The sequence below is a fragment of the Streptomyces sp. NPDC052396 genome (assembly GCF_044593195.1).
Taxonomy (GTDB): domain Bacteria; phylum Actinomycetota; class Actinomycetes; order Streptomycetales; family Streptomycetaceae; genus Streptomyces.
This window is the reverse complement of the sequence record NZ_JBIUAW010000001.1, coordinates 651,165-677,585: the sequence shown is the minus strand read 5'-3', so window position 1 is coordinate 677,585 and position 26,421 is coordinate 651,165. Positions and strand designations below refer to the sequence as shown.

Genomic DNA, 26,421 nt, shown 5'->3' with positions numbered 1-26,421 from the left:
GTTCGAGGCCCGACCTTAGTAAGCCCTCAGTGATCGGTTCAAATCCCCTTACTAAAAAACCGACTCAGGAGCCCATCCTTTACCAAGCGGCAACGGTCAGTAGCGGCCAGTCGACGCTCAGGTACGGGCAAGTCGCTTGAGCAGCAAGGCCGATGCCACCGGCCGCGCCCCCGCCTTGGCCACTCCGTCCGCCACCTCACGGTCGGTGGAGACCACCACCACCGGACGGCCCGGCGGCTCCGCGCGCACCAGTTGACGGATCAGCTCGTCCGCGGTCACCCCCGGCTTGCTGAACAGCACCCGTACCCCGCGCGGCGGCGCCAGCAGCACCGGCGCCGCCAGCTCGGCTCCGTCGAAGACACAGGTGACCTCGGCGCCGCTCTGCGCGGCCAGCATCGCCAGCCCGCCCAGCAGCCGCAGCCGCTGCTTGTCCAGCGGCATGGTGGGATAGCCGGTCTTGGTCACGTTGTAGCCGTCCACCACCAGATGAGCCTGGGGCAGCGCCAACAGCTGGTCCAGCAGCGCCGGATCGGTCTCCGACAGCGCCCGGGCCGCGATGTCCTTGGGTGTCATCCGCCCCGGCTCCACCGCCTCCACCAGATCCGCCGGATGCACCGAGGCGGGCGGCAGGGCCAGTTCCCGGCGCAGGCCCTGGGCCGCGTCCAGCACCGTGTCCAGCAGCAGCCGCAGCCGCATGTCCTCCACGCTGCGCCCCTCGCGCACCGCCCGCCGGCTCGCCTCCAGGGCCGACTCGGCCTCCGCCAGCCGCGCCTTGACCCGCCGGGTCTCCCCCAGCGCCGCCGCCAGCTCCGCGGATGTCTCCGAGCGCAGCGACTCCAGCTCCGCCTGCGTCCTGCGCAGCGCCGCCTCGCCGCGCCGCACATCGCTGAGCGCACCGCGCAGCTTGCGCTGGGCCGCCTCCGACTCCCGCCGCGCCGCCTCCAGTTCACCCCGGAAGCGCTCGGCCTCGCCCCGCGCCTGGGCCTGCGCCTCGGCCAACTCCTCGCGCAGCCTGCGCAACTCGCGCTGCGCCTCCTCACCGGCCCGCTCGGCGCTGGCCCGCTGCGCCTCCTCACCGGCGGCGGTCACCAGCTTCACCCAGCCCGGCGGGCGCAGGACGAAGGCCATGGCCGCCACGTCCTCCGGGTCGGCCGCGGCCGGCGGCGTACCGGCGTCCAGCGCCTCGGCCAGCTCGGAGCCCATCTCATGCAGCCGGGCCGAGATCCGCTGCCGGAAGGCGGTGTCGCCCTCCACCGCGGCGGCCATGGCATTGCCCGCGAACTTGGCCCGGCGGCTGGGGGTGAAGCGGGCGTACTGCCGCAGCGAGGAGGGCAGTTCGGCCACGGTCAGTCCGCCGAAGGCCTCGGCGACCAGGGTGATGACCCGCCGCCGGATGCCCTCGGGCAGCGGGCGTTCCAGCGCCTCGGCGACACCGTCGGCGTCACCGGCCGCCGCGGAAGGATCCGGCGCGCCGGTCCCACCCGTCGGCTGGGAAACGCTCATGGTGTTCGTCCGTCCTGTTCATCGGCTACGGGGTGCTGTCCGTAACCCTACGGCCTGCTGTCCCCGCGGCGGGGCGCCTCCCGGACCACCCGGCGAGGCTCTCCGCCCGGCTTGCCCGGGTACGCCATGATCTGCCCCATGATCGCAAAAGCGGGCCGGACGGGCCGGGCCGGGACCCCCTGGGTCACCTACGCCCTGCTCGGCACCTGCTGCGTGGTCTTCCTGCTCGGCCCGGCCTCCGGCTTCACCCCCGGCCATGGCACCGGGACCGGGCTGCTCGCCGCGCGGACCGCCTGCTTCGCACGCTGGGGCGTGGTGCCGGAGCGGCTGTGGCACGGCCCGGCCATCGCCTGGTTCACCCCGCTGACCGCCCTGTTCGTCCATGGCAACTGGCTGCACCTGCTGGGCAATATGCTCTTCCTCCATGTCTTCGGCGCGATGACCGAGCAGCGCCTGGGCCGTGCCGCCTTCGCCCTGGGCTACCTGATCACCGGCTATCTGGCCCTGCTGGGCTACGCGGCCGCGCACGCCGGCTCCGGGCAGCCGCTGATCGGCGCCTCCGGCGCCATCTCCGGCGTACTGGGCGCGTTCCTCCGTCTCTTTCCCCGGGCCAGGGTGACCAGCCTCTTCCCCTTCCTGTTCTTTGTGCCGCTGCGCTTTCCCGCCTGGGTGGTGCTGCCGTTCTGGTTCGCGCTCCAGTGGACCGGCGCGGGCGGCTCCACGGACCGGCCCCAGGTGGCCTATCTGGCCCATGTGATCGGCTTCTCGCTGGGCTTCGGGCTCGCCTGGGGGTGCGGTGCGCCTGCGGTTAGAGTGAGGGACGCAGTCCGGTCCACCGAAGGAGACAACGCGCCATGATCACTTCGATCGTGCTCATCAAGACCGACGCGGACCGGATCCCCGAAATCGCCGAGCGGATCGCCGCCATCGAGGGCGTCAGCGAGGTCTACTCGGTGACCGGTGCGTACGACCTGATCGCCATGGTGCGGGTGGCCCGGCATGACGATCTGGCGGACGTCATCCCGGGCCGGATCAGCAAGGTGGAGGGGGTCGCCTCCACCGAGACCCATATCGCCTTCCGTACGTACTCGCAGCACGATCTGGAGGCGGCGTTCGCCATCGGGCTGGAGAGTTAGGGCGCCCCGGAAGGGGCGCGGGGCGTCCGCGTCATGCGGCTCAGCCCGCCAACTCCCGTACCGCCCGCAGGAACCGCTCCACATGCTCGTCCGGCGTCCCGGCGCCCAGGCTGACGCGCACCGCGTTGAGCGACCCCCCGCACTCCTCCGGGTCACGGCCCAGCAGCACCCGCACCAGCGGGTGGGCGCAGAACAGGCCGTCCCGCACCCCGATGCCATAGCCGTCGGACAGCGCCGCCGCGAAGCGGGCGCTGTCCCAGCCCGCCACCACAAAGGAGATCACCCCCACCCGGGGCGCGGCATCGCCGAACAGGGAGAGCACCCTGACCCGGGGCAGCCCGGCCAGTTCCGCCCGGACCCGGGCCACCAGTGCCTGCTCGCGCTCCACCAGGGCGTCGAAGCCGGCCTCGGTGAGCGCCTTGCAGGCCGCCGCGATGGCATGGGCGCCGATCACATTGGGCGAGCCCGCCTCATGCCGGGCGGCACCCTGCTGCCACTCCACCCGCACCCCGCCCCGCTCGTCCCGCACCACCCGGCGGCTGGCGCCGCCACCGGCCAGATAGGGCTCGGCCTCCCCCAGCCAGTCGGCCCGCCCGGCCAGCACCCCGGCACCGAAGGGGGCATAGAGCTTGTGCCCGGAGAAGGCCACCCAGTCCACGTCCAACTCCCCGATGTGCACCGGGTGGTGGGGGGCCAGCTGGGCCGCGTCCAGCACGATCCGCGCCCCGTGCGCATGGGCCGCGGCGGCCAACTCCCGTACCGGCCACAGCTCTCCGGTCACATTGGAGGCGCCGGTGACACAGACCAAGGCGGGCCCGTGGGGTTCGCGGGCGGCCAGTGCCCGTTCCAGGACGTCCACCGCCTCCCGCGGGCCGCGCGGCGCCGGCAGCCAGCTGACCTCGATGTCATCCCGCCGCCCCCAGGGCAGCAGCGCGGCATGGTGCTCGGTCTCGAAGACGAACACCCGGGTGCGCCAAGGCAGCGCGGCGGCAAGGAGGTTGAGCGAGTCGGTGGTGGAGCGGGTGAACACCAGCTGGTCGTCCGGGCGGCAGCCGAGGAACTCCGCCACCGTGCGGCGGCTGTTCTCGAACAGCTCGGTGGACAACCGGGAGAGGTAGCCCGCGCCCCGGTGCACACTGCCGTAGTACGGGGCGTAGGCGGCGACCTCGTCCCACACCCGCTGCAGGACCGGCGCGCTGGCCGCGTAGTCCAGCGCCGCGTAGGTCACCTCGCTCCCGTCGGCCAGCGGCACCCGGACATCCCGGCCGAGCACGGGCAGTGGAGCGGAGACAGTGGCGGAAATGGGCATGGCGAACTCCCGTAAGAGGCAAGCGAAGAGAAAGCGTGAAGGGTGCGCGGAAGAGGGGCTCGAAGAGCCCTAGCGCATTCGCTGGTTCACGGAAGGTCTCCCTCGACGACCAGGATCCCTGGCGAGGGATCCGCGCTTGCCGCAGACCTCGCTGCCTGCGGCCCGGTCATCACCCGGGGCACCCCGCCACGGACGGAGGGTTGCCGGACAGCGGGCCGGGGCCTGTATCGCTGTCACTCGTGACCTTGCGGGGAGTATGCCACAGGCTTCGCGGGGGGCGCCAAGGGTCTGTCCATATGCCGGGCACCCGGCGGGCCATCACCGCGCCGGGTGCCTCGGTCGCACGTCAACTGCGGGCCGTCCGTAGCTGGTCGCGCTCACGCGGCGGAGCCGCATCATGCGGCCGCCCCGCGCCCCTGACGGGGCGCTACCCGTTGCTGGCCGCCACCCAGCGCTCCAGCACGCCCCGCGCCGCACCGGAGTCAAGGGAGTGCGCGGCCAGCTCCATACCCGCCGCGATCTGCGCCGCCAGCGGCGCGTCCGTGGGCGCCAACGCCACCAGCGCGGCCGCCGAGTTGAGCAGTACCGCGTCCCGTACCGGCCCCGGTTCCCCGGCCAGCAGCCGGCGGGCCACATCCGCGTTGTACGAGGCATCGGCGCCCCGCAGCGCCTCCACCGGCACCAGCTCGATGCCCACCTCGCGCGGGTCGAAGGCCTCCTCGCGGACCCGGCCGTCGCGGACCATCCACACCCGGGAGGTGGCGGTGGTGGTCAGCTCGTCCAGCCCGTCGTCGCCCCGGAACACCAGCGCGGAGGAGCCCCGTTCGGCCAGCACCCCGGCCAGGATCGGCGCCATCCGGGCGTCCGCCACCCCGGTCGCCTGGGCCTTCACCCGGGCCGGGTTGGTCAGCGGGCCCAGCACATTGAAGGTGGTGCGCACCCCCAACTCCCGCCGGGCCGCGGCCACATGGCGCAGTGCCGGGTGGAAGTTCACCGCGAAGCAGAAGGTGATCCCGGCCTCCCGGGCCACCTCGGCCACCCGGCCCGGGCTCAGGTCCAGATTGACGCCCAGCTTCTCCAGGACGTCCGAGGCCCCGCTGGCCGAGGAGGCCGCCCGGCTGCCGTGCTTGACCACCTTGGCACCGGTGCCGGCCACCACGATGGCGGACATGGTGGAGATATTGACGGTCTTGGCGCCGTCGCCGCCGGTGCCCACGATGTCCACGCTGGGGCCGGGCACCTCGATCAGCCGGGCGTGCCGGTACATCGCCCGGACCAGCCCGGTGATCTCGGCCACCGTCTCGCCCTTGGCCCGCAGCGCCATGGCGAAACCGGCGATCTGCGCGTCGGTGGCCTCGCCCCGCATGATCCGGTCCATCGCCCAGGCGGTGCTGTCCGCGTCCAGGTCCACCCGGTTGAGCAGGGCCTCCAGTACGCCGGGCCAGGAGAGGGCCACCGCGCTGTCGCCGCCTGCCGGGGTCGCAACGTTCATGGTCCACACTCCTGGGTTCCTGGCACTCGCCCTCGGTGCCGTGCTGTGCCGTCCAGCCTATCCAGGCCCGGGAACGGCGAAGAGCCCCGTCCGGTTCATGGACGGGGCTCTTGCCGTGGCGATCAGCGATCAGCGGCCGGTCAGTGGTGGCCGTGGCCGCTGGTGATCTCCTGGTACTCCTCCGCGGTGGCCTTGGGGATCTGCGTCCCCTCGCCGTAGAAGCCCCGGGACAGCTTGACCCGCAGCTTCTGGCCGGCACCGGCCTTGCGGGCGACGCCGTTCTCGTCCACCTCGGGCTCCAGCTCGAGCGGCTTGGGCTGCTCGTGCGAGGTGAGGGTGTGCAGCTGCTCCTGGCTGAGCGGCTCGTGCACCTCGATGAACTCACCGTGCGGCAGGCGCTTGATGATGCCGGTCTCACGACCGTGCAGCACCTTGTCGCGGTCACGCCGCTGCAGACCCATGCAGATCCGCTTGGTGGCGATGAAGACCAGCACCGGCACCACGAAGAACGCGATCCGGACGAACCAGGTGATCGAGTTGATCGACAGGTGGAAGTGGGTGGCCCACAGGTCGTTGCCACCACCGATCAGCAGCACAAAGTACTCGGCGATCCAGGCGGCGCCGAACGCGGTGCGGGTCGGGGCGTTGCGCGGGCGGTCCAGCAGGTGGTGCTCCCGCTTGTCGCCGGTCACCCAGGACTCGATGAACGGGTAGACGCCGATGGCGACCAGCACCAGCGGGAAGATCACGACCGGGATGAGCACACCCAGGACCAGGGTGTGGCCCGCGACATTGATCTCCCAGCCCGGCATCACTCGGACCAGACCCTCGGCGAAGCCCATGTACCAGTCGGGCTGGGCACCGGTGGACACATGGTCCGGGCGGTACGGGCCGAAGTCCCAGATCGGGTTGATGGTGGCCAGTGCCGCGACGGCCGCGATCACACCGAAGACCAGGAAGAAGAAGCCTCCGGCCTTGGCCATGTAGACCGGCAGCAGCGGCATGCCGACCACGTTCTTCTCGGTCCGGCCGGGGCCGGGGAACTGCGTGTGCTTGTGGTAGATGACCAGGATCAGGTGGGCCACCACAAGGCCGAGCATGATGCCCGGCAGCAGCAGGATGTGGATCGAGTAGAACCGCGGCACGATGTCCGCGCCGGGGAACTCCCCGCCGAAGAGGAACATCGAGATGTATGTGCCGACCACCGGCACGGACAGGATGGCGCCCTCGGTGAAGCGGACACCGGTGCCGGAGAGCAGGTCGTCCGGGAGCGAGTAACCGGTGAAGCCGGTGAACACGCCCAGGACGAACAGCAGGAAGCCGAACAGCCAGTTGATCTCACGCGGCTTGCGGAAGGCGCCGGTGAAGAAGACGCGCATCATGTGCACGAACATGCCGGCCAGGAAGACCAGCGCGGCCCAGTGGTGGATCTGGCGGATCAGCAGACCACCGCGCACATCGAAGCTGATGTGCATGGTGGAGTTGAACGCCTCGGACACCCGCACGCCCTGCAGGGGCACATAGGAGCCGTGGTAGACGACCTCTTCCATGCTGGGGTGGAAGAACAGCGTCAGATACACACCCGTGAGGATGATGATCAGGAAGCTGTAGAGGCAGACCTCACCCAGCATAAAGGACCAGTGGTCCGGGAAGATCTTGCGCATATTGGCCTTGGCCAGGCTGTAGATGCCCAGTCGGCCGTCCGCCCAGTCGGCCACCCGCTCGCCGGCGGGCGCCTTGCGGCGCTGCTCTGTAGTACTCATCCGCGCTCCCAGAAGGCAGGACCGACGGGCTCCGGGAAGTCGCCCATCGCCTCGAGGTAGCCCTTGTCGTTGACCTTGATCTGCAACTGCGGAAGGGCGTGACCGGCCGGGCCGAAGATCACGCGTCCGCCGTCGGAGAGGTCGAAGGTGGACTGGTGACACGGGCACAGCACATGGTGCGTCTGCTGCTCGTAGAGGCTGATCGGGCAGCCCACGTGGGTGCAGATCTTGGAGAAGGCGACGATGCCGTCGACCGACCAGTCCAGCTCACGCTTGTCCTTGATGTTCTCCGGACGGAGCCGGACGATCATCAGGGCGGCCTTGGCGATCTCCTGCTGGAAGTCGTGGTCCTCCTCCGACATGCCCTCGGGCATGGCGAAGGTCAGCGAACCGACCTGGACATCCTCCGGACGCAGCGGCTGCAGGGTGTTCTGGTTGATCAGCATCTTGCCCGCGGACCACTTGGTCTTGCGGAGCTTGGTGCCCGGCTTGGGGCCGAGACCGCCCAGCAGGAACACGCCGGAGAGCGGGAACATGGCCAGCGCACCGAACATGGTGTTGCGGATCAGCTTGCGGCGGCCCAGCGCCGACTCCCGGGCACCGTCCGCGAAGTCGGCCAGAACCTTGGCCTTGACCTCGGGGGACGCCTCGATCGGGTGACGCTCGTCGGCGACCTCCTCATCGGACATCAGGGTGCGCGCCCAGTGGACGGCGCCCGCGCCGATGCAGAACAGCGCGATGCCCAGGGCCAGGCCCAGGCTGAAGTTCAGCGCGCTGATGTGGCCGATCGGGAACACATAGATGTTCTTGTCGACCGGGATCGCCAGGTAGGCGACGATAAAGCCGACCGTGGCCAGCATGGACAGGGAGAACAGGAACGCGACCACGCGCTCGGAGCGCTTGGCGGCCCGTTCGTCGATGTCCTGGATGCGGTGCTCGTGCGGCGGCAGGCCGGGGTCGGCGAAGGGGTCCTCGCCGGTGGCCACGGCACCTTCGTGCGCGGTGCCCTGCGTACTGGGCAGGGACTCTTCTGGAATGTCTTGGCTACTCATGACTTCTTGGCCTTTGCGGTCCGGGCGGCGACCCAGATGGCGACGGCGACCAGGGCACCCAGGCCGAAGACCCACGCGAACAGACCCTCGCTGACCGGGCCGAGGCCGCCCAGCTCGAGACCGCCCGGGTTCTCCGACTTCTTGGTGTCGACCGCGTCGAGGTACGCGATGATGTCCTTCTTGTTCTTCTCCGACATGGTCGTGTCGGGGAAGGAGGGCATGTTCTGCGGGCCGGTCTGCATGGCCTCGTAGATGTGCTTGGGGTCGACGTCCTCAAGGCTCGGCGCGAACTTGCCGTTCGAGAGGGCGCCACCCTTGCCGGTGGCGTTGTGGCACTGGGCGCAGTTGGTACGGAAGAGCTCCCCGCCCTTGGCGATGTCCGCACCGTTGGGGCTGTACTGGTCCTTGGTCGGAACCGCGGGGCCCGCGCCCAGGGAGGCGATGTACGCGGCGAGCTGGTCGATCTCGCCCTGCGAGTAGATCTTCCTCTTGCGCGGCACCTGGGCGCCGGGCTGCTGCGCCGGCATACGGCCGGTGCCGACCTGGAAGTCAACGGCCGCCGAGCCCACACCCACCAGGCTCGGGCCGTCGGAGGTGCCCTGACCGCCGGTGCCGTGGCAGCTGGCACAACCCACCGAGTAGAGCTTCTTGCCCTCCTCGATGGCGAGGGACTGGGCGGAATCATCGGCCTTGGCCGTGTCCGCCGGCGCGAACGCGGCGTACAGCCCCCCGGTTACCGCCAGCGCGAAGAGTAGGACGACGACCGCCGCCAGCGGATGGCGTCGTCGTGCGGAGAGCTTTTTCACGGATTACCCCGGTGTCAGGATCTTCTGCGTCGATGCGGGTCTGGTTGGTCCGGTGACGGGACCGATTACTTGATCAAGTAGATCGTGGCGAAGAGGCCGATCCAGACCACGTCGACGAAGTGCCAGTAGTAGGACACGACGATGGCCGCCGTCGCCTGGTGGTGCGTAAACCTCTTGGCCGCGTACGTCCTGCCCAGGACCAGCAGGAAGGCGATGAGGCCGCCGGTCACATGCAGTCCGTGGAAGCCGGTCGTCAGATAGAACGCCGAGCCGTACGGGTCGGAGGAGAGCGAGAGCCCGTCCTTCTTGACCAGGTCGGTGTACTCGAAGATCTGGCCACCGATGAAGATGGCGCCCATCACGAAGGTGATCGCGAACCAGGTGCGCAGCTTCTTCACGTCACCGCGCTCGGCGGCGAAAACGCCGAGCTGGCAGGTGAGCGAGGAGAGCACCAGGATCGTGGTGTTCGTCGCCGAGAACGGAACGTTCAGCGACGACGCCATGTCCTTCCAGTGGTCGGCGCCGGTCACCGAACGAAGGGTGAAGTACATCGCGAAGAGGGCCGCGAAGAACATCAGCTCGGAACTCAGCCAGATGATGGTTCCGACGCTGGTGAGGTTCGGTCGGTTGACCGACGGGTGCGCGTGCCCGGTATCTACTGCTGTTGCTGTCGCCACGACCGACATTATGTCGGTCGCTTATCTCGCGCTCACTCCGGGGGGTGCCGTTCGGTGTGTCAAGAGCGTATGCCCTGCTCGTACGGCGGACCCCACCAGTCATACGGCGGTCCCCCAAAGGGGGGAAGGACGGTCGGCGAGGGGGGCGGTGACGGGCCGTCGGGCCTTTTCCATGGCTTCCGCACTCTCCTCCGCCGGGGTTTTCCTCCAGTAGCATCCGCGCCAGCGTCCCGCCCTTGCCGACACGCCTGGAGGAACGATGCAGCCGACCGCCACGGTCCTGGTCTACAGCGACGACTCGAGCACCCGCGAGCAGGTGCGGCTGGCCGCCGGGCGGCGTCCGGCGCCGGACCTGCCGGAGCTGGAGTACGTGGAGTGCGCCACGCTGCCCGCGGTGCTCCGGACCCTTCAGGAGCGCCGGATCGACGTCTGTGTGCTGGACGGTGAGACCGCGCCGGCCGGTGGCATGGGGGTGTGCCGGCAGCTCAAGGACGAGGTCTTCCGCTGCCCGCCGGTGGTGGTGCTGATCGGCCGCCCGCAGGACGCCTGGCTGGCCACCTGGAGCCGGGCGGAGGCGGCGGTGACCCACCCGGTGGACCCGGTGGCGCTGGCGGAGGCCCTGGGCGGGCTGCTGCGCCGGCAACTGGCGGCGTAACGACCACACGTTCGGCGGAGCGTTCAGATGCCGGGGCGCAGCCGGGCGGTGTCCACCGGGGACGATCCCTCTCGCTTGCCGGCCGCCAGCGCGCTGCCCTCGCGCCACCGTCTCCAGGACATGTTCCAGTCGCCGAAGCCGTTGTCGAAGGGCGTCATGGTGGCGCCGGCACTGTTGATCACGCGGACCACATCACCGACCCGCACATTGTCGAAGAACCACTTGGCGTTCTCGGTGGACATCCCGGTGCAGCCGTGGCTGACGTTGTCGGCGCCCTGCGAGCCCTCGGACCAGGGCGCGGCATGGACGTACTCACCGCTCCAGGTGACCCGGGTGGCCCAGTAGACCGGCAGGTCGTAGGAGTCCTCGCTGCCCTCGGCGATGCCGATGGTGGCTCCGCGCATCCGTACGAAGGATTCCTGGCCGAGGACCACCTTGACCCCGTTGCGGGTGGCGTAGCCGGGCTTGCCGGTGGTGACCGGGATGGAGCGGATCTCCTCGCCGTTCCTGAGCACCGACATGTAGTGGCCGGCGGCGTCGGTGATGGCCTCCACCCGGTCCCCGGTGGTCAGCCGGAGCGGCTTGGCCGGGCCGCCGTAGAGCCCGCCGCCGATCCTTATGCCCTCCAGGGCGGCGTGCACATCGATGACGGCGTGCGCGGGCCAGAACTCCCGCGGCCGGTAGTGCAGCATCCGGTTGCTGACCCAGTACCAGGCACCCTCCACGGCGGGCTGGGACTCCACCCTGAGGGCGTGCTCGATGACAGCCCGCGAGGCGGGGTCCTGGATGGGGGTGCTCAGTTCGGCGGTGACGGGCTGTCCGACGCCGTAGGTGCCGTTCCTGGGGCCGAAGGTGACGGTCAGCAGCCTGGTTGCCGGGCCGGTGTCGAAACCGACCGTACGGCGCCCCTGAGCCCCGTCCTCGTCCTCGGTGCTCACCCGCACCGTGTAGTGGGCGCCGGCCGCCAGCGCGGCGGTGCTGTGCCAGCGCGAGCCGTCCGCCGCCAGCTCGCCCGCCAGGTAGCGCCCGGCGGCGTCGGTGGCGGTGACATCGGTGATCCGGTCGTCGCCGTTGGCGGTGACCTCCAGCGGCTTGCTCGGGTCGGCCTTGCCGCCCTCCTGGTCGTCGGTCAGCGAGACCTGGTCGGTGGCGTCATAGGGCTGGTCGGCGAGCGGGTTGGCGGAGCCGCACCCGGTCGCCGTCAACGCCAGGCAGACCAGCAGCAGTATGCCGCCGGACACCGTGCGGCGGCGAGGCGAGTGGCTCATGGTCCAACCGTAGGAAGGTTCCCGTGGGGCGGCCCGTGGGGTGACTGCAAACGGGTCACGCCGGCCCAACGCAAAGGCCCCGCACACTCCCTGAGGGGTGTACGGGGCCCGGAAAGCGGAACCTACTGGTTCTGGTTCTCGCCGCGGTAGAACTCGAAGACCCAGCCGAACAGGCCGACCAGGATCAGCGGAGCCGAGAAGTACAGCAGCCACCAGCCCATGGCGAGGGCCAGGAAGGCGAACGCACCACCGATGGCCAGCAGCAGCGGCTGCCAGCTGTGCGGGGCGAAGAAGCCCAGCTCACCGGCGTCATCGGCGACATCCGCGTTCTTGTCGTCCTGGGCCCCGGCGTCCACCCGGCGTGCGGTGAACGCCAGGTAGTAGCCGACCATGACGCACAGGCCGAAGGCGAGGAAGAGCGCGGTGGCACCCGCGGGTTCCTTGGCCCACACGCCGTAGACGATCGCCATCGCGAGGATGAAGACGGAGAGCCAGAGGAACATCCGGCCTTGGATCTTCACTTGCCGGCCTCCTTGCCACCCGCGAGGGCCTTGTCAGCGAGGTTCTCCTCGAGTTCGAGCGCCGCGATCTCGGGGTGGTGCAGGTCGAACGCCGGGGATTCGGAACGGATCCGCGGCAGGGTGAGGAAGTTGTGCCGCGGCGGCGGGCAGGACGTCGCCCACTCCAGCGAACGGCCGTAGCCCCACGGGTCGTCGACCTCGACCTTCTTGCCGTACTTGGCGGTCTTCCACACGTTGTACATGAACGGCAGCATCGACAGGCCCAGCAGGAAGGAGCTGATGGTCGAGATGGTGTTCAGCGTGGTGAAGCCGTCGGCGGCCAGGTAGTCCGCGTAACGGCGGGGCATGCCCTCGGCACCCAGCCAGTGCTGCACCAGGAACGTGCCGTGGAAGCCCACGAACAGCGTCCAGAAGGTGATCTTGCCCAGACGCTCGTCCAGCATCTTGCCGGTGAACTTCGGCCACCAGAAGTGGAATCCGGAGAACATCGCGAACACCACGGTGCCAAAGATGACGTAGTGGAAGTGCGCGACCACGAAGTACGAGTCGGAGACGTGGAAGTCCATCGGCGGCGACGCCAGGATGACACCGGTCAGACCACCGAAGGTGAAGGTGATCAGGAAGCCGACGGCCCAGAGCATCGGAGTCTCGAAGGACAGCGAGCCCTTCCACATCGTGCCGATCCAGTTGAAGAACTTCACACCGGTCGGGACCGCGATAAGGAACGTCATAAAGGAGAAGAACGGCAGGAGCACACCGCCCGTGACGTACATGTGGTGCGCCCACACCGTCACCGAGAGACCGGCGATGGAAATCGTCGCCGCGATCAGACCCCAGTAACCGAACATCGGCTTACGGGAGAAGACCGGAATGACCTCGGAAATGATGCCGAAGAACGGCAGGGCGATGATGTACACCTCTGGATGGCCGAAGAACCAGAAGAGGTGCTGCCAGAGCAGTCCGCCGCCATTGGCCGGGTCGAAGATATGGGCGCCGAATTTGCGGTCCGCCTCCAGGGCGAACAGCGCGGCGGCCAGCACCGGGAAGGCCAGCAGGACCAGCACACCGGTCAGCAGGACGTTCCAGACGAAGATCGGCATGCGGAACATGGTCATGCCCGGCGCACGCATGCAGATGATCGTGGTGATGAAGTTGACCGAGCCGAGGATGGTGCCGAAGCCGGAGAAGGCCAGACCCATGATCCACATGTCGGCGCCGACACCCGGCGAGTGGACCGCGTCCGAGAGCGGGGAGTAGGCGAACCAGCCGAAGTCGGCCGCACCCTGCGGGGTGAGGAAGCCGCCCACCGCGATCAGCGAGCCGAACAGGTAGAGCCAGTAGGCGAACATGTTCAGCCGCGGGAACGCCACATCCGGCGCACCGATCTGCAGCGGCATGATCCAGTTCGCGAAACCGGCGAACAGCGGCGTCGCGAACATCAGCAGCATGATCGTGCCGTGCATCGTAAACGCCTGGTTGAACTGCTCGTTCGACATGATCTGCGTGCCGGGACGGGCGAGTTCGGCGCGCATCAGCAGCGCCATCACGCCACCGATGCAGAAGAACGCGAACGACGTGACCAGGTACATCGTACCGATGGTCTTGTGGTCCGTGGTGGTCAGCCACTTGACCACCTGGTTGCCTGGTTGCTTGGTGCGTACAGGCGGTGCTGCCGTGGCTGATCCGGCGGCACCCTGGGGTTCGTTGAGGATGCTCACTTGTTCTTGGTCTCCGCGTTCTTCGCGTGATCCGTCTGCGCGATGCCGGCCGGGATGTACCCGGTCTGACCCGCCGCGGCCAGGTCCTTCAGGTGCTTCTGGTAGCGCTCAGGAGAGACGACCTTGACATTGAAGAGCATCCGCGAGTGGTCCTGTCCGCAGAGCTCGGCGCACTTGCCCCGGAAGGTGCCTTCCCTGGTCGGGGTCACCGTGAAGCTGTTGGTGTGACCCGGGAAGACGTCCTGCTTCATCAGGAACGGCAGCACCCAGAAGGAGTGGATGACGTCCCGCGAGGTGAGCACGAACTCGACCGACTCGCCCTTGGGCAGCCACAGCGTCGGGCCCGGCATGTTGTTCTGCGGGTTCCGGGTGCCCGGAATGCCGTAGTCGTAGACACCGTTCGCGTTGGCCGGAGCCTTGTTCAGGAACCGGTCGGGGACCGCGTCCAGCTGCTTGACCTGACGGAGCGGCTTGCCGGCGGGCTGACCCTGGACGTTCTCCAGGTAGTTGAAGCCCCAGCTCCACTGGTAGCCCACCACGTTGATGACGTGCTTGGGCTTGTCCGGATTGGTGAGGAGCTTGTTCTCATCGCGAGCGGTGAAGTAGAAGAGCACCGAGACGATGAGGATCGGAACCACGGTGTACAGCGCCTCAAGGGGCATGTTGTACCGGGTCTGGGTGGGAACCTCGATCTTGCTCCGGCTGCGCCGGTGGAAGACGACGCTCCACAGGATCAGACCCCACACCAGCACGCCGATCGCGAGGGCGGCGGCCCAGGAGCCCTGCCACAGAGAGAGGATCCGCGGCGCCTCTTCCGTAGCGGGAGTGGGCATTCCGAGGCGGGGGAAGTCCTTCGATGTGCAACCGGTTGCGGTCGCCAGGACAGCGCCCGCGGCCAGCGCCTGCAGCAGCTTCCGCCGCACCGGGCGCCGCGACGAGCGGTCGGAGCCGTTGGGACTCACGTAGCGCCTTCCCGAGAGTCTCGCCCGCACGGCCGGCTGCGGCCGTCTGATCGGTCGCCGGCCCGCTGCGGGCAGGGTTTGGATGTTTATGCGGACCAAACCCTACTGGACGCTATTTGGGGCCGCGCGGGGAGGGTGCCCAACGCGCCGGACCGATGCCCGAAGAGATGGAATGTCCCGCTCCGGGGGCCATCTGGAGGGTCGTCAGCAGGTGGGGCGACAGCCGTGACGTGGGGAGTTAGCGTTCCCACGTGCCTTACTTCGATGCCGCTTCCGCCGCTCCCCTGCACCCCGTGGCCCGCCAGGCGCTGCTCGCCGCCCTGGACGAGGGCTGGGCCGACCCGGCCCGGCTCTATCGCGAGGGGCGCCGGGCCCGGCTGCTGCTGGACGCCGCGCGGGAGGCCGCCGCGGAGGCGGTGGGCTGTCGCCCGGACGAACTCGTATTCACTCCTTCGGGGACGCGCGCCTTGCACGACGGGATTGCCGGGGCGCTGGCCGGGCGCCGCCGGGTGGGCCGCCATCTGGTGGTCTCGGCGGTGGAGCACTCCGCGGTGCTGCACTCGGCGGAGGTGCTGGAGGCGGCGGGCGGCACCGTGACCAGGGTGGGGGTGGAGCGCACCGGCCGGGTCGGGGTGGGCGCCTATGCCCAGGCGCTGCGGCCGGACACCGCGCTGGCGGTGCTGCAGTCCGCCAACCATGAGGTGGGCACCGAGCAGCCGGTGGCCGAAGTGGCCGAGGCCTGCCGGGCGGTGGGGGTGCCGCTGCTGGTGGACGCGGCGCAGTCGCTGGGCTGGGGGCCGGTGAGCGGGGACTGGTCACTGCTGACGGCCAGCGCGCACAAATGGGGCGGGCCTTCGGGGGTGGGGCTGTTGGCGGTGCGCAAGGGGGTGCGGTTCGCGGTGACCGGTCCGTCCGACGAGCGGGAGTCGGGCCGGGCGCCGGGCTTCCCCGACCTGCCCGCCGTCGTGGCGGCGGCGGCCTCGCTGCGGGCGGTGCGGCAGGAGGCGGCCCAGGAGGCCGCGCGGCTGCGGGAGTTGGTGGAGCGGGTACGGGTCCGGGTGCCGGAGCTGGTGCCGGATGTGGAGGTGGTCGGCGATCCGGTGCGGCGGCTGCCGCACCTGGTGACCTTCTCCTGTCTGTATGTGGACGGGGAGGCCCTGCTGCATGCCCTGGACCGGGCCGGGTTCTCGGTTTCGTCCGGATCGTCCTGTACGTCCAGCACCTTGACGCCCAGCCATGTGCTGCGGGCGATGGGGGTGCTGTCGGAAGGGAATGTGCGGGTCTCGCTGCCGCGGGGGGTGAGCTCCACGGACGTCGAGGCGTTTCTGGAGGTGCTGCCGGGGGTGGTGGCCTCGGTGCGGGAGCATCTGGGTGCGCCCACGGGTTCCGTCGTATCCCCCGCCGAGGGTTCGGAGCTGGTGCTCGACACGCTCGGGAAGCGGTGCCCGATTCCGGTGATCGAGCTGGCAAAGGTGATCGGTTCGGTGGCGGTGGGGGGTGTGGTGCGGGTGCTGTCCGATGACGCGGCCGCCCGGTTGGACATCCCGGCCTGGTGCGAGATGTGCGGCCAGGAGTACCTGGGCGAAGAGGCCGTGGAGGGCGGGGTCGGGTACGCCGTGCGGCGTCGCGTCTGATGCCCGCCGCTCCGGGGCGGGCGACGCCCCGGAGCGGCGTGCCCGCCCACCGGCGGTCAGGCGGTCAGCTCAGGTGGACCTGGACCTCGGCGGCGGCCTCCTGGCCGTACGCCTTGGCGAAGCGCTCCATGAAGTGGCCGCGCCGCAGCTCGTACTCCTGGGTGCCCAGCGTCTCGATGACCAGCGTGGCCAGCATGCAACCGACCTGGGCGGCCCGCTCCAGGGACAGTTCCCAGGTCAGCCCGGCCAGGAAGCCCGCGCGGAACGCGTCGCCGACCCCGGTCGGGTCGACCTTGGCCTCCTCCTGGGCGGAGCCGACCTCTATGTCGGGGTGCCCCACCCGCTCGATGCGCACCCCGCGCGCCCCGAGCGTGGTGACCCGGATGCCCACCTTGGCCAGGATCTCGTCCCCGGTCCAGCCGGTCTTGGACTCGGTCAGCGCCCGCTCGTACTCATTGGTGAACAGATAGGTGGCGCCGTCGATCAGCTGCCGGATGTCGTCACCGTCCATCCGGGCCAGCTGCTGGGAGGGGTCCGCGGCGAAGGGGATGCCCCGGGTGCGGCACTCCTCGGTGTGGCGCAGCATCGCCTCGGGGTCGTCGGCGCCGATCAGCACCAGGTCCAGGCCACCGACCCGCTCGACCACCGGCTGCAGCTCGATCTGGCGGGCCTCGCTCATGGCACCGGTGTAGAAGGACGCGATCTGGTTGTGGTCGGCGTCCGTGGTGCAGACGAAGCGCGCGGTGTGCAGCACCTCGGAGATATGCACCGAGGCGGTGTCCACGCCATGCCGGTCCAGCCAGGCCCGGTAGTCGGCGAAGTCCTGGCCGGCCGCGCCGACCAGCACCGGCCGCAGGCCGAGCACGCCCATGCCGAAGCAGATGTTGGGGCCGACGCCGCCGCGGCGGACGTCCAGCTCGTCGACGAGGAAGGAGAGGGAAACCGTGTGCAGCTGGTCCGCCACGAGCTGATCGGCGAAACGGCCGGGGAAAGTCATCAGGTGGTCGGTGGCGATGGAGCCGGTGACGGCGATACGCACGAGGGTCTGCTCCCTGCGGGGCGAGTCGGTGGACGACGGAGGAAAAATTCACCCCACGCTACAGCCTCGGCACTGGAGCAGCGCTCGAGGCTGCGGAACAGACTGCGGAACGGCTGCCAAGACTGGCCGATTCTGCCTGACGGGCGCCCTTTCTCCGGGCCGCGGGCGGTGAGTACGGTGCGCACATGCCGAAGCCTGTGAAGCACATCACTCCGGTCCTCGCCGAGCCCGAGTCGCTGGCGGAACTGCGCAGGGACTGTGCCCGGATGGCACCGCACTGGGGCCATGACGCCGGCCATGGCCCGTCCGCCCCGGCGGGCGCCCGTCGCGAGGGCACTCCGCTGTCGCAGATCCGGGGGGTCTTCGTCCCGCCGCGCTCGGCCCGGCTGCTGGACGGGATGTCGGAGTACGGCGACTGAGTCCGGCCGGGCCCTGGAACCGGCCGCTCCCGTCCTCCGTCCAACCCGCGTTCTGCACATGGGCGGAGTGAAGGAGCGATGCGGTGAGCACCGAGGGCGGCACCCCGGCGGAACGGCGGCGCAGGCACTCACCTTGGGTGGTGGCGTCGGTCACAGCGGCGGTGCTGCTGGCCGGGGGCGGCGGCGCGTACTGGGCCGCCACGGCGGACGGCGGTGCCGGCGGACGGGCCGCCGGCACCGGGGCGGCTCCCCCGCCGCTGGCGCTGGACGACTACGGCCGGGACGGCGGGCCGCGGGGCATCGCGGTGGGCGAGCCCGATCCCAACGGAGTGCGCTACCGGGCCGAGGGCCGGCTGCCGGACGGCCCGCGCAGCGCCCCGGTCTACCGGCCGGCCGGGGTGTCCCGGGAGGCGGTGGCGGCGCTGGCCAGGGCGCTGGGGGCGGAGGGTACGCCCCGGCAGGCGGCGGGCGTCTGGACGGTGGACGGCGGGTCGGGGCCGGTACTGCGGGTGGACGGGCGGGGCCACTGGTCGTACGCCCGTTCCGGTCTGCCCGCCGGCAAGCCCTGTGAGCATCCGCCGGGTGCCGGGCCGGCGGGGCGCACCGGGGACGCCTGCCCGGACCGGCATCTTCCGCCGGGCGGTCCCGCGGAGCCGGCGGCGGCCCGGCCGGTGAGCGAGGACCGTGCCAGGAGCGCGGCGCTGCCGGCGCTCAGGGCGCTGGGCCAGGACGGTGCCGCGCTGGACGCGCACCGTACCTTCGGGCCGGTGCGGCTGGTGGACGCGGATCCGGTGCTGGGTTCGGCGCCCACCCATGGCTGGCGGACCACGCTGGAGATCGGTCCGGACGGCCGGCCGTCCGGCGGCGGCGGGCAGCTGGGGCTGCCCCGGAAGGACGCGGTGTATCCGCTGGTCCCGGCGAGCCGGGCGCTGGCGGAGCTCAACGAGGGAGCCGGTACCGGACGGCCGGTGGGCATCGGTGGCTGTGCCACCCCGGTGCCGCTGGGGCAGGATCCCGGGGACGGCCGCCCGGCCTGCCCGGCCGTCCCGGACCCGGTCACGGTGACGGGCGCCCGGTACGCGCTGGCCGCGCTGGATGTCGGCGGGCGCCCGGCTCTGGTGCCGTCCTGGCTGTTCGAGGTGCGGGTGCCGGGCACCGCGAAGGGGGCGGGCACGGTCACCGTGGTGCAGCCCGCGGTGGACCCCCGGTACATACGACGGCCGTCCGCGCCGTCCTCCGCCCCTGGCGGCGGGTCCTCCCGGCCGCCGGAGGTGACCCCGATGCGGGTGGAGTCCTATGGCGTGGACGGCAGGCGGCTGACCCTGCGCTTCTGGGGCGGGGTGTGCGCCGACTACTCGGCCTCCGCCCAGGAGTCCGCGGCCGCGGCGCTGGTGCGGGTGACGGGGGTGCGGCAGCGGCCGGAGCGGCCGTGCGTCCTGATGGCCAAGCGGTTTGAGCAGGTGGTGAAGCTGGACCGGCCGCTGGACGGCCGGAAGGTAGTGGACGCGGAGACCGGGGAACCGGTGCCGGAGCGGGCCTGAGCACGCCCAAGGGCGGCCGCCCGGGGATCCGGGGGGCCGCCCTTGGGCGTGCTACGCGGCTTGGCTGGTGCGGCGCGGCTCAGCTGAAGGAGTCGCCGCAGGCGCAGGAGCCGGTGGCGTTGGGGTTGTCGATGGTGAAGCCCTGCTTCTCGATGGTGTCCACGAAGTCGATGGAGGCGCCGCCCAGGTACGGGGCGCTCATCCGGTCGGTGACGACCTTGACGCCGTCGAAGTCCTTGACGACATCGCCGTCGAGCGAGCGCTCGTCGAAGAAGAGCTGGTAGCGCAGGCCGGAGCAGCCACCGGGCTGAACGGCCACGCGCAGGGCGAGGTCATCCCGGCCTTCCTGCTCCAGCAGGCTCTTGACCTTGGCGGCCGCGGCGTCGGACAGGAGGATGCCGTCGCTCACAGTGGTCTTCTCGTCCTGAACGGACATCTGCTTCACTCCCGGGTTGTTGCGGACTGCTTGGGACTGCTTGCCCTCGGCTGCAACCGGCGGTGCCGCGGATTCATTCCGGGCTCGGACCGTTCTTCCGCAGTCGTTTTCCGTCGTCCATGCTCGCACACCAGGGCTGCGGACAGGAATGCGTCACATCGACGCAATGGCCATCGTCAAACTGACACGAAGCGGTTATGATAAATAGCGTCAAATTGACGACAAGGCCCTCTCGGCCGTCCCGCAGAACAGAAAGGGTGCGTGTCGTGACCACCGCCCACCCCTTGGATGTCCAGCCCACCCCCCTCGCCCTCCTGCTCCTGGGCCGGGAGTCCGACCCCCGGAGCGAGCGCGGCGTCGAGTGCCCCGGCGACCTGCCGGCGCCCTCCGACCCGGACCTGGTGGAGCGGGCCCGCGCGGCCAAGGCGAAGCTCGGGGACAAGGTCTTCATCCTCGGCCACCACTACCAGCGCGATGAGGTCATCGAGTTCGCCGATGTCACCGGTGACTCGTTCAAGCTGGCCCGGGACGCGGCCGCCCGGCCGGAGGCCGAGTACATCGTCTTCTGCGGTGTGCACTTCATGGCCGAGTCCGCCGACATCCTGACCAACGACCGCCAGCAGGTGGTCCTTCCGGACCTGGCGGCCGGCTGCTCGATGGCCGACATGGCCACCGCCGAGCAGGTCGCCGAGTGCTGGGATGTGCTCACCGAGGCGGGCGTGGCCGAGGTGACGGTGCCGGTCTCGTATATGAACTCCTCGGCCGACATCAAGGCGTTCACCGGCAAGCACGGCGGCACCATCTGCACCTCCTCCAACGCCGAGCGGGCGCTCAACTGGGCATTCGAGCAGGGCGAGAAGGTGCTCTTCCTGCCCGACCAGCACCTGGGGCGCAACACCGCGGTGCGCGACCTGGGGATGTCCCTGGACGACTGTGTGGTCTACAACCCGCACAAGCCGAACGGCGGGCTGACCGCCGAGGAGCTGCGCGGCGCCAGGATGATCCTCTGGCGTGGCCACTGCTCGGTGCACGGGCGCTTCTCGCTCGACTCGGTCAACGATGTGCGCGAGCGCATCCCGGGCGTCAATGTCCTGGTGCACCCGGAGTGCCGGCACGAGGTGGTGGCCGCGGCCGACTACGTCGGCTCCACCGAGTACATCATCAAGGCCCTGGAGGCGGCCCCGGCCGGTTCCAAGTGGGCCATCGGCACCGAACTCAACCTGGTGCGCCGGCTGGCGAACCGGTTCGCCGACCAGGGCAAGGAGATTGTCTTCCTGGACAAGACGGTCTGCTTCTGCTCGACCATGAACCGGATCGATCTGCCGCACCTGGTCTGGGCGTTGGAGTCGCTGGCCGACGGCAAGGTGGTCAACCGCATCGAGGTCGACCCGGAGGTGGCCGCCTTCTCCAAGCTGGCGCTGGAGCGGATGCTGGCGCTTCCGCAGGGCTAACCCCGAGGCCGCACCAGGCCCGACTCATAGGCGATGACGACGAGTTGGGCCCGGTCGCGGGCGCCGAGCTTGGCCATGGCCCGGTTGACATGGGTCTTGACGGTCAGCGGGCTCACCGAGAGCCGGAGGCCGATCTCATCGTTGGAGAGCCCGGCCGCCACCTGCGCCAGCACCTCGCGCTCCCGGCCGGTGAGCACCGTCAGCCGGGCGCCCGCCTCCTGCTCCACGGCCCGGTCGCCCTGGGCCAGGAAGCTGGCGATCAGGCCCTTGGTCGCGGCGGGCGAGAGCAGCGCCTCCCCGCCCGCCGCGATCCGGATCGCGGCCAGCAGCTCGTCCGGTTCGGCGCCCTTCCCCAGGAAGCCGCAGGCACCGGCGCGCAGCGAGCGCACCACATAGTCGTCGATCTCAAAGGTGGTCAGCATGACCACATGCACTCCGGCCAGTTGGGGATCGGAGCAGATCTCCCGGGTGGCGGTCAGCCCGTCCGTACCCGGCATCCGGATGTCCATCAGCACCACGTCCGGCCGCTCGGCCCGGGCCAGCCGTACCGCCTCCGCGCCGTCGGCGGCCTCCGCCACCACCCGCATATCCGGCTCGGAATCCACCAGGACCCGGAACGCGCTGCGTAACAGCGCCTGGTCATCGGCTAGCAGGACGCGGATGTGCGAGGGGGACTGGTCGGTCATGGGGTCAGCCTAGGCAGCCGGTGAGAAGGCAACTCCCCCGGGTCAGCGGCGGGTTGCGGCCGGAACCGGAAGACGTACTTCCACTTGGAAGCCGGGGGTGTCCCGGCGCGGACCGGTCTCGATCCGCCCGCCCAGCGCGGTGACCCGCTCCCGCATCCCGGTCAGCCCATGCCCGCCGGCCGGCAGCGCCATCGCCGCCCCGGCCTGCCCCCCGTCGTCCAGCACCATCAGCACCAGCTCCAACAGACCGCGCCGGATGGCGACTTCGGCCCGGGCGCCGGCGCCCGCGTGCTTGTGCGCATTGGTCAGCGCCTCCTGGATCACCCGGTAGGCGGTCAGGTCCACGGCCGCGGGCAGCTGGTCCATGGGCCCCTCGGTACGCACCGCCACCTCCAGCCCCGCCCGGGTGAACCCGTCCACCAGCTGCCCCAGCATGTTCAGGCCGGGGGCCGGTTCGGTGGGCGCCTCGGGGTCGCCGTACTGGCGCAGCAGCCCCACCGTGCTGCGCAGTTCCTCCAGCGCCGAGCGGCTGGCCTGGCGCACCTGGGCCAGTGCCTCCTTGGCCTGGTCGGGGCGGCTGTCCATGACATGCGAGGCCACCCCGGCCTGCACATTGACCAGCGCGATCAGATGGGCGACCACATCGTGCAGTTCCCGGGCGATGCGCAGCCGCTCCTCGGTCACCCGGCGGCGGGCCTCCTCCTCCCGGCCGGCCTCGGCCCGTAACGCCCGTTCCTGTATGGCCGCCACAAAGGCGCGGCGGCTACGCGCGGCGTCCCCGATCGCCGCGGCCATCCCGGTCCAGGCGACCAGGCCGATGTTCTCCTGCGAGTACCAGGGCGGCGGTCCCAGCAGCATCACCGCGGGGGTCAGCGTGCCGACCGTGAGCGCCGCGATCCACCAGGCGGCGGGCCGCTCGGTGCGCGAGGTGACGATGTACAGCGCCACCGCCACGGTGACCGCGATCTGGGTGTGCGGCCGGCCGTCCCCGGTGGCCACCGCGGCCAGCACGGTGCAGCCGCAGGTCAGGACCAGCACCAGGCGGGACGCCCGGCGGTGGGCGAGCAGACAGGCCGAGGCCGCCACGGACAGCGCCACAAAGGACGGGCGCAGCGGGTCGCCGGAGACACCACGGCCCAGCACCGAGCCCGCCAGCACGGCCGCCAGGACCGCCAGCGCCAGCAGGGCATCGGCGGCCGGCGGGTGGCGGCGCAGCCAGTTCATCAAGGTCCCCTCCGGGGCATACGGCAGCGCCCCCGCTCCGGGCGGAACACCGGAACGAGGGCGCGAGGGTGCGGGAGCCGGGTGGCCGGCCCGGGATCAGGCCGTCAGCCCGGAATCAGACCGTCAGCCCGGGATCAGACCGTCGTCGCTGAGCATCTCCCGGACCTCGTCCAGGGAGGCGTCCGGCGCGGGCAGGATCAGCTCGGAGGGCTCCAGGGCGTCGTCCGGCAGCGGGCCGCCCAGCCGGCGCACCGCGTCCAGCAGGGCGCCCAGGACCCGGCGGAAGCCCACCTCGTCACCGCTCTCCATCTCCGCCAGCAGCTCGTCGTCCAGCGCATTGAGCTCGGCGAAGTGGTTGTCGTCCAGCTTCCACTGGCCCTCCCCCATGATCCGTACGATCATGACGGTCTCCTGTCTGCTGTCGGCCGGAGGATCACTGCTTGTCGAAGTGCGGGCGGTCCTGGGGCTGGGCGGCGTGGTGCTGGCCGGCCTGGCCGCCCTCGATGGCGGGCTTGGCGGTGCTGCCGCCGGCCAGCTCGGCCTTCATCCGCTGCAGCTCCAGCTCCACATCGTTGCCGCCGGACAGCCGCTCCAGCTCGGCGGTGATGTCGTCCTTGCCCATCCCGGAGGGGTCGTCCAGGGCGCCGGACGCCAGCAGCTCATCGATGGCACCGGCACGCGCCTGCAGCTGCGCCGTCTTGTCCTCGGCGCGCTGGATGGCCATGCCGACGTCACCCATCTCCTCGGAGATGCCGGAGAAGGCCTCCCCGATCCGGGTCTGCGCCTGGGCGGCGGTGTAGGTGGCCTTGATGGTCTCCTTCTTGGTGCGGAAGGCATCCACCTTGGCCTGCAGCCGCTGGGAGGCGAGGGTGAGCTTCTCCTCCTCGCCCTGCAGCGTCTGGTGCTGCGTCTCCAGGTCGCTGACCTGCTGCTGGAGCGCGGCGCGGCGGGTGAGCGCCTCCCGGGCCAGGTCCTCCCGGCCCAGGGCCAGCGCCTTGCGGCCCTGCTCCTCCAGCTTGGACGACTGGCTCTGCAGCTGGCCGAGCTGCAGCTCCAGGCGCTTGCGGGAGGTGGCCACATCGGCGACGCCACGGCGCACCTTCTGCAGCAGCTCGACCTGCTTCTGGTACGAGTAGTCGAGGGTCTCGCGCGGATCCTCGGCCCGGTCCAGGGCCTTGTTGGCCTTCGCGCGGAAGATCATCCCCATACGCTTCATCACACCGCTCATGGGCTTCGCGCGCCCCCTTCTGACGGACTTCGGCTCCAGCACCATCTAACAGAACCCACAGTACGGGCCCTGTCCCCATTACCGCACTGTCCGGGCACCGATGCGCTCCTCCTCGAGGACGATCGCGGGTGCCCGCTTCTCCCGCCCGAGAAGTAGACGGCCCTGGCGGGGAGAGCCCGGTCACCACTCCGCGGGGCACGACCACGGCCGCACCCCGTACCCTTGGGTCCCGTGTTCCGAAGCCGTTCCAAGGAAGAGCGGTCCGCCAAGACCACCGATGCCAAGGTGACCGCGGACCAGCCCCAGCAGCCCCGTGACCCGCAGGCCCCCAAGGGCCGCCCCACCCCCAAGCGCAGCGAGGCCAACGCGCAGCGCCGCAGCACGGCCGGGACCCCGGCCAACAGCAAGGACGCCACCCGGCGGGCGCGCGATGTGCGGCGGGCCGAGCTGGCCAAGCAGCGCGAGGCCCTGGCCAGCGGGGACGAGCGCTTCCTCCCGGCCCGGGACAAGGGCCCCATCCGCCGGTACTGCCGCGACTTCGTGGACGCCCGCTATTCGGTGGCGGAGTTTTTCCTGCCGCTGGCCGTGCTCATCCTGGTGCTGAGCATGATCAACCGCGGTGCGTTCCAGTCCTATGTGCTGCTGGCCTGGCTGGTGGTGATCCTGCTGATCGTCATCAACTCGGTGATCACCGCCGTCACCCTCAAGAGCGCCCTGAAGAAGAAGTTCCCCCATGAGAACCTGCGCGGCGCCGTGCCGTACGCCCTGATGCGCACCCTGCAGATGCGCCGGCTGCGGCTGCCCAAGCCCAAGGTCGCGCGCGGGGAGAAGCACTGAGCGGCTTCCCGCCGGGCTACCCCCAGGGGCACTCACCGGGCGCCCCGTCGGGTTTCGGCGGCGGCGCCGAGGGCTGGCTGCGGGGGCTCGGAGGGTTACGGAACACCGTCCGCCAGGAGCTGGTGGCACGCCAGGTGGAGGAGCAGATAGCGGCCCGCTTCCCGGTGGGCCGCCGGCTGCGGGTGCTGGACGTGGGTCCCGGCCAGGGCACCCAGGCGCTGCGCCTGGCCCGGGCCGGGCACCAGGTCACCGGCCTGGAGCCGGATCCGCGGATGCTGGCCGTGCTGCACGAGACGCTGGCCGCGGAACCGGCCGGCATCCAGGAGCGGGTGCGGCTGGTCCAGGGCGACGGCCGGGACACCGGCGCGCACTTTCTGCCCGGCGCCTTCGATGTGGTGCTCTGCCATGGGGTGCTGATGTACCTGGCGGAGCCGGACGCCATGCTGGCCGGGCTGGCCCGGGTGCTCGCCCCCGGCGGGCTGCTCTCCCTGCTGGTGCGCAACGCCGACGCGCTGGCGCTGCGGCCGGGGCTGCTGGGCGACTGGGACACCGCGCTGGCGGCCTTTGACTCCCCCGCCTACACCAACCGCCTCGGTCTGCCGGTGCGGGCCGACCGGCGGGAGGTACTGACCGCCACCCTGGCCGGGATCGGCGCCCCGCTGCACGCCTGGTACGGGGTGCGGGTGTTCACCGACGCGGCCGGCGACGAGCGGCCGCCGCCGCACCCGGAGGAGCTGCACCGGCTGCTGGCCGCCGAGGAGCGGGCCGGGCGCACGGATCCCTATCGGGCGGTGGCGGCGTTGCTGCACCTGTGCGGGGTGCGGGGCGGTTGACCGGGGGGTTGCGTTTCCGGGTACGCCCTTAGGGGCGCGGGGAACTGCGCGATCAGCCACCCACGGCCCGCGGCCGAATGACGGCGGTGACTTGCGGTTTCCATGCCGGGTGCCGGCCGGCTGTAGCTCGTCGCGCAGTTCCCCGCACCCCCGGCGGCAGCCCGCCGCGGCGCTTGCGGTTTCTGTGCCGGGTGCGGGCCGTCTCTGGCGGCTCGCGCAGTTCCCCGCGCC

At 70.7% G+C, this 26,421-nt stretch carries 26 protein-coding genes and 1 riboswitch; of the genes, 9 read left to right on the top strand and 17 right to left on the bottom strand.

What is annotated here, in order from left to right:
* Nucleotides 1-117: 117 nt before the first annotated feature.
* Nucleotides 118-1,503 carry an NYN domain-containing protein gene (locus ACIHFE_RS03350; RefSeq protein ID WP_400104058.1) on the bottom strand — a complete coding sequence of 462 codons (1,386 nt, stop codon included), beginning with the start codon at nucleotides 1,501-1,503 and terminating at the stop codon, nucleotides 118-120.
* A gap of 126 nt (nucleotides 1,504-1,629) precedes the next feature.
* Between ACIHFE_RS03350 and ACIHFE_RS03345 the strand changes: the two genes are divergently transcribed.
* Together ACIHFE_RS03345 and ACIHFE_RS03340 are read left to right on the top strand one after the other, a co-directional pair.
* Nucleotides 1,630-2,361 carry a rhomboid family intramembrane serine protease gene (locus ACIHFE_RS03345; protein ID WP_400104057.1) on the top strand — a complete coding sequence of 244 codons (732 nt, stop codon included), beginning with the start codon at nucleotides 1,630-1,632 and terminating at the stop codon, nucleotides 2,359-2,361.
* Nucleotides 2,358-2,639: an Lrp/AsnC family transcriptional regulator gene (locus ACIHFE_RS03340; protein ID WP_400104056.1), complete on the top strand. Its 282-nt coding sequence runs from the start codon at nucleotides 2,358-2,360 to the stop codon at nucleotides 2,637-2,639. The genes ACIHFE_RS03345 and ACIHFE_RS03340 overlap by 4 nt, the downstream gene beginning before the upstream one ends.
* A 40-nt stretch (nucleotides 2,640-2,679) precedes the next feature.
* On the opposite strand, the gene ACIHFE_RS03335 is transcribed toward ACIHFE_RS03340, so the two are convergent.
* The 6 genes from ACIHFE_RS03335 to ACIHFE_RS03310 form a co-directional block, all read right to left on the bottom strand.
* Nucleotides 2,680-3,948: an aminotransferase class V-fold PLP-dependent enzyme gene (locus ACIHFE_RS03335; protein WP_400104055.1), complete on the bottom strand. Its 1,269-nt coding sequence runs from the start codon at nucleotides 3,946-3,948 to the stop codon at nucleotides 2,680-2,682.
* Between the two features lie 127 nt (nucleotides 3,949-4,075).
* A riboswitch (SAM riboswitch) is annotated at nucleotides 4,076-4,193 on the bottom strand.
* A 182-nt stretch (nucleotides 4,194-4,375) separates the two neighbouring features.
* Nucleotides 4,376-5,440, bottom strand: coding sequence for an anthranilate phosphoribosyltransferase (gene trpD, locus ACIHFE_RS03330; protein WP_400104054.1), 1,065 nt, complete (start codon nucleotides 5,438-5,440; stop codon nucleotides 4,376-4,378).
* Between the two features lie 140 nt (nucleotides 5,441-5,580).
* The gene (locus ACIHFE_RS03325) at nucleotides 5,581-7,203 is read right to left on the bottom strand and encodes a cytochrome bc complex cytochrome b subunit (protein WP_400104053.1); all 1,623 of its coding nucleotides are present in this window, start codon (nucleotides 7,201-7,203) and stop codon (nucleotides 5,581-5,583) included.
* Entirely contained in the window at nucleotides 7,200-8,255 is a 1,056-nt protein-coding gene (locus tag ACIHFE_RS03320) for a Rieske 2Fe-2S domain-containing protein (RefSeq protein WP_400104052.1), read from the bottom strand. Before ACIHFE_RS03320 ends, ACIHFE_RS03325 begins: the two co-directional genes overlap by 4 nt.
* The gene (locus tag ACIHFE_RS03315; RefSeq protein ID WP_400104051.1) at nucleotides 8,252-9,061 is read right to left on the bottom strand and encodes a c-type cytochrome; all 810 of its coding nucleotides are present in this window, start codon (nucleotides 9,059-9,061) and stop codon (nucleotides 8,252-8,254) included. Before ACIHFE_RS03315 ends, ACIHFE_RS03320 begins: the two co-directional genes overlap by 4 nt.
* 65 nt (nucleotides 9,062-9,126) lie before the next feature.
* Nucleotides 9,127-9,747, bottom strand: a complete 621-nt coding sequence (locus ACIHFE_RS03310; protein WP_400104050.1) for a heme-copper oxidase subunit III — start codon at nucleotides 9,745-9,747, stop codon at nucleotides 9,127-9,129.
* A gap of 250 nt (nucleotides 9,748-9,997) precedes the next feature.
* Here ACIHFE_RS03310 and ACIHFE_RS03305 point away from each other — a divergent pair, with 250 nt between their 5' ends.
* Nucleotides 9,998-10,393, top strand: a complete 396-nt coding sequence (locus ACIHFE_RS03305; RefSeq protein WP_400104049.1) for a hypothetical protein — start codon at nucleotides 9,998-10,000, stop codon at nucleotides 10,391-10,393.
* Nucleotides 10,394-10,416: 23 nt separating this feature from the next.
* On the opposite strand, the gene ACIHFE_RS03300 is transcribed toward ACIHFE_RS03305, so the two are convergent.
* The 4 genes from ACIHFE_RS03300 to coxB form a co-directional block, all read right to left on the bottom strand.
* Nucleotides 10,417-11,661 (bottom strand): Ig-like domain-containing protein, encoded by a 1,245-nt coding sequence (locus ACIHFE_RS03300; protein WP_400104048.1) that lies wholly within the window; start codon nucleotides 11,659-11,661, stop codon nucleotides 10,417-10,419.
* Between the two features lie 122 nt (nucleotides 11,662-11,783).
* On the bottom strand, nucleotides 11,784-12,182 hold the full coding sequence (locus ACIHFE_RS03295) for a cytochrome c oxidase subunit 4 (RefSeq protein WP_400104047.1): 399 nt from the start codon (nucleotides 12,180-12,182) through the stop codon (nucleotides 11,784-11,786).
* Nucleotides 12,179-13,900 carry a cytochrome c oxidase subunit I gene (gene ctaD, locus ACIHFE_RS03290; protein WP_400104046.1) on the bottom strand — a complete coding sequence of 574 codons (1,722 nt, stop codon included), beginning with the start codon at nucleotides 13,898-13,900 and terminating at the stop codon, nucleotides 12,179-12,181. The genes ACIHFE_RS03295 and ctaD overlap by 4 nt, the downstream gene beginning before the upstream one ends.
* Nucleotides 13,897-14,862: a cytochrome c oxidase subunit II gene (coxB, locus tag ACIHFE_RS03285; RefSeq protein ID WP_400104044.1), complete on the bottom strand. Its 966-nt coding sequence runs from the start codon at nucleotides 14,860-14,862 to the stop codon at nucleotides 13,897-13,899. The genes ctaD and coxB overlap by 4 nt, the downstream gene beginning before the upstream one ends.
* A 251-nt stretch (nucleotides 14,863-15,113) precedes the next feature.
* Here coxB and ACIHFE_RS03280 point away from each other — a divergent pair, with 251 nt between their 5' ends.
* The gene (locus tag ACIHFE_RS03280; RefSeq protein WP_400104042.1) at nucleotides 15,114-16,496 is read left to right on the top strand and encodes a cysteine desulfurase/sulfurtransferase TusA family protein; all 1,383 of its coding nucleotides are present in this window, start codon (nucleotides 15,114-15,116) and stop codon (nucleotides 16,494-16,496) included.
* Between the two features lie 64 nt (nucleotides 16,497-16,560).
* Here the strand turns inward: ACIHFE_RS03280 and ACIHFE_RS03275 are convergent, their stop codons facing one another.
* Nucleotides 16,561-17,535 (bottom strand): carbohydrate kinase family protein, encoded by a 975-nt coding sequence (locus ACIHFE_RS03275; RefSeq protein ID WP_400104040.1) that lies wholly within the window; start codon nucleotides 17,533-17,535, stop codon nucleotides 16,561-16,563.
* Nucleotides 17,536-17,720: 185 nt separating this feature from the next.
* Between ACIHFE_RS03275 and ACIHFE_RS03270 the strand changes: the two genes are divergently transcribed.
* Nucleotides 17,721-17,954: a hypothetical protein gene (locus ACIHFE_RS03270; RefSeq protein WP_400104038.1), complete on the top strand. Its 234-nt coding sequence runs from the start codon at nucleotides 17,721-17,723 to the stop codon at nucleotides 17,952-17,954.
* 83 nt (nucleotides 17,955-18,037) lie between these two features.
* Entirely contained in the window at nucleotides 18,038-19,495 is a 1,458-nt protein-coding gene (locus ACIHFE_RS03265) for a hypothetical protein (RefSeq protein ID WP_400104036.1), read from the top strand.
* Between the two features lie 79 nt (nucleotides 19,496-19,574).
* Here the strand turns inward: ACIHFE_RS03265 and erpA are convergent, their stop codons facing one another.
* Complete coding sequence (gene erpA, locus ACIHFE_RS03260; protein WP_004946545.1) at nucleotides 19,575-19,931, bottom strand: iron-sulfur cluster insertion protein ErpA; 357 nt, start codon at nucleotides 19,929-19,931, stop codon at nucleotides 19,575-19,577.
* Between the two features lie 266 nt (nucleotides 19,932-20,197).
* On the opposite strand from erpA, the gene nadA reads away from it, so the two are divergent.
* Nucleotides 20,198-21,382 carry a quinolinate synthase NadA gene (gene nadA / locus ACIHFE_RS03255; protein ID WP_400104034.1) on the top strand — a complete coding sequence of 395 codons (1,185 nt, stop codon included), beginning with the start codon at nucleotides 20,198-20,200 and terminating at the stop codon, nucleotides 21,380-21,382.
* On the opposite strand, the gene ACIHFE_RS03250 is transcribed toward nadA, so the two are convergent.
* The 4 genes from ACIHFE_RS03250 to ACIHFE_RS03235 form a co-directional block, all read right to left on the bottom strand.
* Nucleotides 21,379-22,068 (bottom strand): response regulator, encoded by a 690-nt coding sequence (locus tag ACIHFE_RS03250; RefSeq protein WP_400104032.1) that lies wholly within the window; start codon nucleotides 22,066-22,068, stop codon nucleotides 21,379-21,381. The genes nadA and ACIHFE_RS03250 overlap by 4 nt on opposite strands.
* 42 nt (nucleotides 22,069-22,110) lie before the next feature.
* Nucleotides 22,111-23,292 carry a sensor histidine kinase gene (locus ACIHFE_RS03245; RefSeq protein ID WP_400104030.1) on the bottom strand — a complete coding sequence of 394 codons (1,182 nt, stop codon included), beginning with the start codon at nucleotides 23,290-23,292 and terminating at the stop codon, nucleotides 22,111-22,113.
* 123 nt (nucleotides 23,293-23,415) lie between these two features.
* Nucleotides 23,416-23,694, bottom strand: a complete 279-nt coding sequence (locus tag ACIHFE_RS03240) for a hypothetical protein (RefSeq protein ID WP_400104028.1) — start codon at nucleotides 23,692-23,694, stop codon at nucleotides 23,416-23,418.
* 31 nt (nucleotides 23,695-23,725) lie between these two features.
* Entirely contained in the window at nucleotides 23,726-24,520 is a 795-nt protein-coding gene (locus ACIHFE_RS03235) for a PspA/IM30 family protein (protein ID WP_400104026.1), read from the bottom strand.
* Between the two features lie 231 nt (nucleotides 24,521-24,751).
* On the opposite strand from ACIHFE_RS03235, the gene ACIHFE_RS03230 reads away from it, so the two are divergent.
* On the top strand, nucleotides 24,752-25,357 hold the full coding sequence (locus ACIHFE_RS03230; RefSeq protein ID WP_400104024.1) for a DUF3043 domain-containing protein: 606 nt from the start codon (nucleotides 24,752-24,754) through the stop codon (nucleotides 25,355-25,357).
* A gap of 122 nt (nucleotides 25,358-25,479) precedes the next feature.
* Entirely contained in the window at nucleotides 25,480-26,190 is a 711-nt protein-coding gene (locus ACIHFE_RS03225; RefSeq protein WP_400104021.1) for a class I SAM-dependent methyltransferase, read from the top strand.
* Nucleotides 26,191-26,421 lie beyond the last annotated feature (231 nt).

What these genes read in the sequence shown, in the direction of transcription:
- ACIHFE_RS03350 (WP_400104058.1), bottom strand. Translation starts at nt 1,503, where the DNA reads ATGAGCGTTTCCCAGCCGACGGGTGGGACCGGCGCGCCGGATCCTTCC.
- ACIHFE_RS03345 (WP_400104057.1), top strand. Translation starts at nt 1,630, where the DNA reads ATGATCTGCCCCATGATCGCAAAAGCGGGCCGGACGGGCCGGGCCGGG.
- ACIHFE_RS03340 (WP_400104056.1), top strand. Translation starts at nt 2,358, where the DNA reads ATGATCACTTCGATCGTGCTCATCAAGACCGACGCGGACCGGATCCCC.
- ACIHFE_RS03335 (WP_400104055.1), bottom strand. Translation starts at nt 3,948, where the DNA reads ATGCCCATTTCCGCCACTGTCTCCGCTCCACTGCCCGTGCTCGGCCGG.
- trpD (WP_400104054.1), bottom strand. Translation starts at nt 5,440, where the DNA reads ATGAACGTTGCGACCCCGGCAGGCGGCGACAGCGCGGTGGCCCTCTCC.
- ACIHFE_RS03325 (WP_400104053.1), bottom strand. Translation starts at nt 7,203, where the DNA reads ATGAGTACTACAGAGCAGCGCCGCAAGGCGCCCGCCGGCGAGCGGGTG.
- ACIHFE_RS03320 (WP_400104052.1), bottom strand. Translation starts at nt 8,255, where the DNA reads ATGAGTAGCCAAGACATTCCAGAAGAGTCCCTGCCCAGTACGCAGGGC.
- ACIHFE_RS03310 (WP_400104050.1), bottom strand. Translation starts at nt 9,747, where the DNA reads ATGTCGGTCGTGGCGACAGCAACAGCAGTAGATACCGGGCACGCGCAC.
- ACIHFE_RS03305 (WP_400104049.1), top strand. Translation starts at nt 9,998, where the DNA reads ATGCAGCCGACCGCCACGGTCCTGGTCTACAGCGACGACTCGAGCACC.
- ACIHFE_RS03300 (WP_400104048.1), bottom strand. Translation starts at nt 11,661, where the DNA reads ATGAGCCACTCGCCTCGCCGCCGCACGGTGTCCGGCGGCATACTGCTG.
- ACIHFE_RS03270 (WP_400104038.1), top strand. Translation starts at nt 17,721, where the DNA reads ATGCCGAAGCCTGTGAAGCACATCACTCCGGTCCTCGCCGAGCCCGAG.
- erpA (WP_004946545.1), bottom strand. Translation starts at nt 19,931, where the DNA reads ATGTCCGTTCAGGACGAGAAGACCACTGTGAGCGACGGCATCCTCCTG.
- ACIHFE_RS03250 (WP_400104032.1), bottom strand. Translation starts at nt 22,068, where the DNA reads ATGACCGACCAGTCCCCCTCGCACATCCGCGTCCTGCTAGCCGATGAC.
- ACIHFE_RS03245 (WP_400104030.1), bottom strand. Translation starts at nt 23,292, where the DNA reads ATGAACTGGCTGCGCCGCCACCCGCCGGCCGCCGATGCCCTGCTGGCG.
- ACIHFE_RS03240 (WP_400104028.1), bottom strand. Translation starts at nt 23,694, where the DNA reads ATGATCGTACGGATCATGGGGGAGGGCCAGTGGAAGCTGGACGACAAC.
- ACIHFE_RS03235 (WP_400104026.1), bottom strand. Translation starts at nt 24,520, where the DNA reads ATGAGCGGTGTGATGAAGCGTATGGGGATGATCTTCCGCGCGAAGGCC.